We start from the raw sequence: 7,050 nt of genomic DNA, 5'->3' as shown, positions 1-7,050 counted from the left end.
TTCACCTAAAATAAATTCGTGTTTATTGGCCATCAATTCATCAATATTAGCTTTTGACAGCAATCCAGAATCAGCAACCACAACCAGTTTCTCAAGGTTATATTTCTCTCTAAAGTCATTGATAATGGGCAACATCGTATGCCCTTCGTATTGTTTGCCCTCAAAAATGTCATACGCCAATGGATAGCCGCCCTAACTCACCAACAGGCCAAGTACTATTTGGGGGTTTTGATGTTTTCCTTCTTTTGAAAAACCTGTTTTTCGCAAATCGTCTTCATAATCCGTTTCAAAACAAATCGTTGTGACATCATAAAAAACAACTTGAATGCCTTGCGGCAAAACCTTTAATGTATGCTCATAACTAATTTGCTGTACAAGCTCTTTCTGTGTATTGTAAAGCTTGTCCATATAGCGATAGATTTCGTCTTCAGAATAACTTTTCCGTGCAAATCGGTACAAATATTCCGTGGTCTTTAACTTGCTTTTTGGATACACTAGCCGATACAGAACAAAGTCTTTGAACAGCCCATCTTCAATGTGGTTAAAACCAATCTCATCAAAAATTTTTCCTAGAACCAAGTCTATGCCCACCAATTTGTGGGACGTAACTGAAGTTAGCACCTGTGCATAAATTGCATCAAAATTATTGAAATCAAACTCTTTTAGACCCGCGGTTTCTTTGATGAATTCTTCCCCTTTTGAAACTAATCGTTCAATCTCAAAAGGATCGCTACTACTGCCAATGGTTTTTACTAGTTTGTACTTTCCGGAACTTTTATCAATAATTTGTATGCTAATAACTCCAGATTTATTTCGCTTTTTTCTAACGAACATTGGGCAAAAATAGTGAAAAATTGTTTCTGGGACACCCGAATTTAAATTACAAAAAATATAAGCAACTTAAAATCAATAGATTATTGAAATTGCAAAATTTAAGTGCGGAAGTCAGGAAAAAATACACTTACTAATTGGATTGGTATAAAAAAAGCTTACAAAAAGTAAGCTTTTGAGTTTATATAGCAAAAAGTGTTCTCAAATAAACCCTTTTTCTTTTGCAGCAATAATCATATCTCTATCGTTATCTAAAGAAACTTTAAAAGAAGATTTAATTAATCTTTTTCGCTTTTCAATTCCAGATTTAGTTAAAGGCACTAATTGAAGCAATTCTTTCATTTTGGATCCATTAGATATTTCGTTTAATATTAAAGTATCTATATGGTCTAAAACAATATCATGTTTAACCTTATTTTTAAAATATTGAAGCACTGTTTGACTGTAATATGTCTTGTTACCAAGAACATCTTTAATTGCGTAAATAATATCGTCAAAACCTACATCACTTTTTATTATAAGACCAGATGGATTAATTGATTTAATTATATAATGTAACATGTTATTGTTAGAAAATTTAGTACTTACAATAACTTTCGTATTTGGTAAAAATTTATTTATTTTAACACCTAAACATTCTCTTTTAATTACTTTATTATAATCCGAATGAGATAATGGAATTTCTAAAAAAATCATTTCTGGATTATTGTTCTTCGAAGCTTTTTTAATTTTATTAAGTGCCATTTCATCATGGCTTCTAACAAGATCTAAAACAAATAATATGTTTCCAAATTCCTTTTCAATACAAGAAAAGGCATGCTTATAAGCATCTATCATTAAATTATCATTCTCTATTATCAACACCCTATATATCTTTTTCATACATTTTAATTATCACTAACGTTTATAATTTTCAATATGCATCTCGAGCTTTTTAAAAGGTATATTTTATTTAATCTATTATTTAAAATAACTACTAAAAATAATTTCTCCATTTTCTACAAAAAAAGGAATTTCATGTGTACCACCAGCCATGTTTTTTAGCAACAAAACAGTGTTTTTAGGTATATTATAAAATAAATAATTTTGTTCAGCTATTTTTTTTCCCAAGGATTTCCACTTATCATCCCAATAAAAAAGTTCATACTCAGCACCAGGTTCTACCGAGTTAAAAGAGTTTCGAAATAGATACTTAACAAATTGAATCTGTTTAGGCTCCCCGAAATCTAAACCAATCCAAGAATCTAAATATGAATTCTTATATTCTTCATTAATATAATTATGTGCATTATTATGTATATTTAATATTAAACCTTTATCATTATTACAATTGGTTCTAATATCTAGGTCGAATGCATTTATAGCATCCTGTTTATTTATGTTATTGCTATGTAATACTTTTCCTTTAAACAAGCTTTCGTCTTTTCCCAAAAATGAAATTTCCGCAACCCCCATTAAAGTATCTGATATATATCTCACATACCTAAATTTATTCTTCAGAGAAACTTTTAACTCCTCTATAATCTGAGGAGTCCTTTCTATTTTAGCAAGCAAAGTACTATTATAAAAGTCAGGGTTATCAGCTCCTTCAAATCGAGTTCCAACCATAAGATTACTATATTTTCTTTCAGGAATATTTAAAGGATATTTTCTTGTTAGTTTTACTCTTTCAATAATTGTAGATTCATTTTCAAATAATTTCATTGTACCATCATTTCTAAGATAAAAAGGCTTAGCAGCGGGATAATAAACACCTCCAATATAATAACTGGGAAAATAAATATTATTAATTCCCATTTGTTTAAATATTGCTGTATTCCTATTTATTTCTCCCCAATCTGCTACATACCATTTTTTCATATATAAAATTCTTAAAAAAACATGTTTTGTTTCTTTTGGAGGATCAATAGTGATACTAACCGAAACCGTTGATGAAGGAATATGTTTACTTGTTACATCTCTTTTATTAATATTCCTGAAAAAAGGAGGCACATCCTCAATAGGAGTATCTTTAAACGGGTAAGGGTTATTACTATAAGTATCCATAAAAACTTTTGGCCAATATCTTTTCCTCTCTTCTTGATAATATTTCCCAATAACCGGCGCAAAATGGCTACCATAATCTAAAGTTTTTCCTTCTTCATTTAATATAGAAACCCAACTAGTCCCTGTTAAAGCCGACACATTGGCTGCTGGAATACCTAAACTTCTTAGAGCAGATATTTTCAAACTAGAATGTTGCCTACAAACTCCACCTCCAATTTTATAAACATCTGAAATTTTTGTCCCAGAAATATGTGTCATTCTTTGCAAATATTTAAACCAACTTGTACTATCATTAATTTGTTTTACAATTTCAACAATACTTTTTTTTGAATTTTTTTCTAACGCCCAATTATATTTTTGGTTAATTTCTTTTCTCCACATAGTCGGATATTCATCTGAACTTCTATATGGTAGAACATATTCGCAAAATTGTTCAAAAGTAAAACTAGATGCCCAAGGCACTTTTTCCCAAACCAAAAAAGCCTCATCAATATTATCTATTAAGAGCTCTGAGTTTATTGTTAGAAGGTCATACTTTTGCTCAAACAATTCGCTACTTCCCCTACGCTTACATCTACCCCATATTTTATTCAAATCATCATTATCAATACCTTTATTCAAATTATGTACTTCTAAATAATTATTAATATTATCCACTCGATGCATAAACTCATCTAAAAAAGGACTATAGGTTCTATAGGTTTTTTTTGGCATATTTTCTATTAAAAAAACAGCAGCTTTATATTTAAGCTTATCTTCTTCCCTTTCAGAGTAATGATTTAATACTTTTTGTAATTCTTGTTTGTTGTTACCAGATAATTCTAAGGCATGATTTAATTTTTTTGAACTCTTCCCACAAGATGTCAAAAGTAATAATGCAATAATAAGGTGTCCTTTTTTCATTATATAAATTTTCATTTTCTCTAAATAAGACGAATAAAAAAGTCGTCAATTGAAGAAATAAGATATACCAATAGGTAATTAAAGTAAAAAAATTAAATTATAATTAGTTTTAGTTTTTTTTTAAATCTCTTTCTAAAAGAAAATATTTATTTACAAATAAAATACAATTAAAAGGATTAACTTACCTGTACTGTCATGGTTTTACTTCAATATTAAAAAAAACAACTAATTCATATTAATTTCGACAAAGAATTAACGAGATAAAAAATAAATGATTTGTATATCCGTTTAATGTCCATTAGCTGTAATGCTAGCAATAACGAGCCTATCGAAGATTCGTTCACCAAAGTATCTATCTTCTATTAAGTTTGTAAACAAACTCATTTAGATATAACTGCAAGTACTTTTTCTTGATTCTGTGATAGGTCCTTACAAAGTTTCTTTTAGCATTACTTATTGCTATATGCACCCATTTTAGTGTTTCTTTGGTTGTTTGTGCACTTGATTTCTCTGTCATATGAATTTCCACATAATCAGCAATATTAATGTACGAAGTGCTTTTGTCCGTAAAGACAATGGTTTGCTCATCATCAATAGGGCCAACAAAAGTTTGGTCCGTACCCTGAGCTTTATGATCGTCCAATACCTTAGCTTTAAAATATCTGTATTGCCTGTCAACCTTCCCTGTGCATACGGTTACGGTTTTTCAGGATAAGCTTAATGAAAAAGACAAAATAAAATTAAGTTTATACGATTCGAAAATCACAAGTCTGTCCGCCTCTTTATTAAGCTTTGGAATACAAAATGGTCAAAAAAACAAAAAAGGAGAACAAGGGAAAAACAGTATAAAGTTCACAGTTGGTTTTAATGGATTGCCATTTAATGTTAAGTTTTACAAAGACCAAAAAATGATCAGTAAAGATTTGGCTTTGGGAGACATTCTGGAAGAATATATGGACAATAAGAAAGATATAGCGGTTTTCGATAGAAGAATGAAAGATCGAAAAAAAATGGTTGAACTCTGTGATGGCCATAAATATTTTGTGACCCGGATTTATAAATCATCAAAATATGAAATAGAAAAAGGAAGTGAAGTAACTCCTTTGGAATTTGAAAATAACATTCTAAAATTGACAAAGCACAGTAGGGTCCATCTTTGCTGCAAAGAAAAAAAGACTAAAATAGTTTTTAGATTGGTTGAAGGGATTTTGAAATCCGATGGAGAAAAAATATTGTTTTTAAGCAATCTGACAGAAGATGGTTTTACGGCAAATCAAATAGCGGAAATTTACAAAAGCCGTTGGGATATTAAACGTTTTTTAGGTTCATAAAACAAGAATTGAACTTTAAGCACTATTTATCATGACAATGGAATAGAATTCAAGTGATGATTTATATAATTTTAATTGCATCAATATTGCTATTGAGCTATATAAAGCTCAATAAGTTAAAAGGATACAAGATACCCAAAATGTTATTTTGCAATCAATTACAAAATGAAATAATAAAAGAAGTAGTTCTACATTGTGGTGGAGTCCCTAGTAAATTACAAACGTTTAATATATGAAATCAAGTACCTTACAGTCTTGGTATGCGCCTTTGAAAAATGAATTTACTAAACTCAAACAAGTTGCCTCTGATGAAGGAAAGAATTTTAAAGAATTACATATTCATATAATGAATATCAAAGGTTGGTTAAGAGGAATTCATCATCATTGTAGCAAAGAACATATGCAAGATTACCTGAATGAATGTCATTTTAGATACAATAAGAGGGCAAATATGGGGACAATCTTCGATATGTTAATGAAAAAGATGGTATTTTTCGAATAAATATTAATAAAACCAATAGCTAACGTGGGAGGTCTAAACGCCTATAAAAATAAGTAAGATCTTTTAACTAATTTGGTTAAGACTTTTTGTTTTAGCAATCGAAGTTATTATTTTTTGCATACATTAGAGTATTAGTTTTTAGAACTTGAAATAAAATTTTGATCTTTTATGAAATACCATTCATTTTTATTAGTTGTTTTAATTTTCAGTTGCAACAATTCGCAAAAGCAATCCACAATCACAGAAATCAAACAAGAAACAATCCCTATTCTAAATTTAGAACAAGCCAATAAGTTGGCGCAATTACCTTTGCATTGTATAAATATCGAATATCCAAACCGATTATCACAAACCTTGGGAAGTGCTGCCGATTTAAAATCGCCTAACACCTTGCATCCGGCGTTTTACGGCTGTTTTGATTGGCATTCATCGGTACATGGGCATTGGAGCCTGGTAAGTTTGTTAAAACAGTTTCCAGAGCTAGAAAACGCTAAAGCCATTGAGCAACGCTTACTTCAAAACATATCCAAGGAAAACATCCTAACCGAAGTGGCTTATTTTTTAGGAAATCATAACAAATCGTTTGAGCGTACCTATGGATGGGCGTGGTTATTAAAATTAGCTGAAGCATTGCATACTTGGGATAGTGAAACAGCAAGACAATTAGAAAGTAATTTGCAACCCTTAACCGATCTGGTTATAGGTAAATACATGGAGTTTTTACCCAAATTAAATTACCCCATTCGGGTAGGCGAACACCCAAACACAGCATTCGGGTTGAGTTTTGCATGGGATTATGCTAATACGGTAAATAATACCGCTTTAAAATTGATTATTGAACAACGTGCAAAGGATTTTTATTTATCAGATGCAGACTGCCCAATTATTTGGGAACCCGGTGGTACCGATTTTTTATCGCCATGTTTAGAAGAAGCGGCGTTAATGAAACGTATATTGACTAAAGAAACGTTTAAACCCTGGTTAGATGAATTTTTACCACAATTGAAAAATAAAAGCTTTATATTAGAAACGGGAAAGGTTTCCGATAGAAAAGACGGTAGTTTGGTGCACCTAGATGGCGTCAATTTTTCTCGAGCTTGGTGTTTAAATACCATTGCAGAAAACTTGCCAGAATATAAACACTTAAAAAATATGGCGAATCAGCTTATTAATTATTCATTGCCTAGTATTTTTGAAGATAGCTACGAAGGTGGGCATTGGTTAGGTAGCTTTGCTATTTATGCGTTGAACACTGTTTCTAAATAATGAACTCATCTTGACTTTTGTTTTTAGCCGAAAATGAGATAAAATTTGCACAGATGAGGTACTTTTTGAAAGGCATAGCAGAGTTAAGCATAAAAAAAAGCGAAATATGAGCGGATTCTAGCCATTCCTGCCTGCCGGCAGGCAGGTTTTAGGAAATAGAAAAAGTCAAGA

At 30.7% G+C, this 7,050-nt stretch carries 5 protein-coding genes and 3 pseudogenes; 3 read left to right on the top strand and 5 right to left on the bottom strand.

What is annotated here, in order from left to right; genetic code table 11:
* From ACGLWY_RS08585 to ACGLWY_RS08565, 5 genes and pseudogenes are all read right to left on the bottom strand, one after another.
* Positions 1-180, bottom strand: a pseudogene (locus ACGLWY_RS08585) (IS1634 family transposase); the annotation flags it as partial.
* 12 nt (positions 181-192) lie between these two features.
* Positions 193-834 (bottom strand): hypothetical protein, encoded by a 642-nt coding sequence (locus ACGLWY_RS08580; protein WP_396619261.1) that lies wholly within the window; start codon positions 832-834, stop codon positions 193-195.
* 198 nt (positions 835-1,032) lie between these two features.
* A complete protein-coding gene (locus ACGLWY_RS08575; protein ID WP_396619260.1) occupies positions 1,033-1,713 on the bottom strand; it encodes a hypothetical protein in 681 nt (226 codons plus the stop codon).
* 78 nt (positions 1,714-1,791) lie between these two features.
* Positions 1,792-3,780 carry a transglutaminase domain-containing protein gene (locus ACGLWY_RS08570; RefSeq protein WP_396619259.1) on the bottom strand — a complete coding sequence of 663 codons (1,989 nt, stop codon included), beginning with the start codon at positions 3,778-3,780 and terminating at the stop codon, positions 1,792-1,794.
* Positions 3,781-4,068: 288 nt separating this feature from the next.
* A pseudogene (locus ACGLWY_RS08565) lies at positions 4,069-4,468 on the bottom strand (IS1595 family transposase); the annotation flags it as partial.
* On the opposite strand from ACGLWY_RS08565, the gene ACGLWY_RS08560 reads away from it, so the two are divergent.
* The 3 genes and pseudogenes from ACGLWY_RS08560 to ACGLWY_RS08550 all read left to right on the top strand — a co-directional run bounded on the left by ACGLWY_RS08560 (position 4,467) and on the right by ACGLWY_RS08550 (position 6,879).
* Positions 4,467-5,111 (top strand): transposase, encoded by a 645-nt coding sequence (locus ACGLWY_RS08560; RefSeq protein ID WP_396619258.1) that lies wholly within the window; start codon positions 4,467-4,469, stop codon positions 5,109-5,111. The pseudogene ACGLWY_RS08565 and the gene ACGLWY_RS08560 overlap by 2 nt on opposite strands.
* A 253-nt stretch (positions 5,112-5,364) precedes the next feature.
* Positions 5,365-5,613, top strand: a pseudogene (locus ACGLWY_RS08555) (transposase); the annotation flags it as partial.
* Positions 5,614-5,781: 168 nt separating this feature from the next.
* Complete coding sequence (locus ACGLWY_RS08550; RefSeq protein WP_396619257.1) at positions 5,782-6,879, top strand: DUF2891 domain-containing protein; 1,098 nt, start codon at positions 5,782-5,784, stop codon at positions 6,877-6,879.
* The last annotated feature ends 171 nt before the right edge of the window (positions 6,880-7,050 follow it).

It is taken from the genome of Mariniflexile sp. HMF6888 (assembly GCF_044335535.1).
In the GTDB taxonomy this organism is placed as follows: Bacteria; Bacteroidota; Bacteroidia; order Flavobacteriales; family Flavobacteriaceae; genus Mariniflexile.
This window is presented reverse-complemented; position numbering and strand designations above follow the sequence as displayed.

What these genes read in the sequence shown, in the direction of transcription:
- ACGLWY_RS08580 (WP_396619261.1), bottom strand. Translation starts at nt 834, where the DNA reads ATGTTCGTTAGAAAAAAGCGAAATAAATCTGGAGTTATTAGCATACAA.
- ACGLWY_RS08575 (WP_396619260.1), bottom strand. Translation starts at nt 1,713, where the DNA reads ATGAAAAAGATATATAGGGTGTTGATAATAGAGAATGATAATTTAATG.
- ACGLWY_RS08570 (WP_396619259.1), bottom strand. Translation starts at nt 3,780, where the DNA reads ATGAAAAAAGGACACCTTATTATTGCATTATTACTTTTGACATCTTGT.
- ACGLWY_RS08550 (WP_396619257.1), top strand. Translation starts at nt 5,782, where the DNA reads ATGAAATACCATTCATTTTTATTAGTTGTTTTAATTTTCAGTTGCAAC.